1 protein-coding gene is annotated in these 579 nt (G+C 30.1%); it reads left to right on the top strand.

Translation table 4 applies throughout. The features are described from left to right. Nucleotides 1-579: hypothetical protein (locus N1F73_RS03855; RefSeq protein WP_260360175.1), on the top strand; the 579-nt coding region annotated here is incomplete at both ends.

Here is a 579-nt window from a genome sequence, read left to right as displayed (position 1 = left end):
ATGTGTTAAATCCACAAAATTACACAAATATCATTAACAAATTAGACAAACAAAAACTTGAAGCACAAAAAGTTAAACAAGCTAATGAAAATTACAATAATGAATTAGCAACTGTTTTATCTGATAGCGATTTTGTTGGTTATGATGGTGCTAAAGCAAAATATGAGGCACAAGTTCAAAAAGCCAAAGATGATTTAGCAGCTGCCATTAAAGAGGCAAATTTAGATCCTGCTAAATTAGTCGAAGCTTACAATAACACCAAAGCCGCATTAGAATTAGCTAAAGAAAATGTAGCTAAAAATAAAGCAATTGATGATTTCAATAAAAAAGTTGATGAGCTAAACAAAGTTAAAGACGAATTAAGCAAAGCAACCAATAGCAAAGCTTATTCAAATTTAATTTTCAATATTGACCAAAACATCAATACTGAAAAAGAAAATGTCGACTTTGCGAATGATTTTGCGTCAGCGAGCGAAAGTCAAATTCGTACAGCTATTGCCAAATTAGGACAAGTTAAAGATGAAATTTTAACAAATCAAATTGGCATAGATAAAGCAATTAATTTATACAATAACCCAG

Origin of the sequence: Mycoplasma sp. HS2188 (assembly GCF_025209835.1) — a bacterium.
Taxonomy (GTDB): Bacteria; Bacillota_I; Bacilli_A; order Mycoplasmatales; family Metamycoplasmataceae; genus Mycoplasmopsis.
Note: the sequence above shows the minus strand (reverse complement) of the source record. Positions and strands in the feature narration are given on the sequence as shown.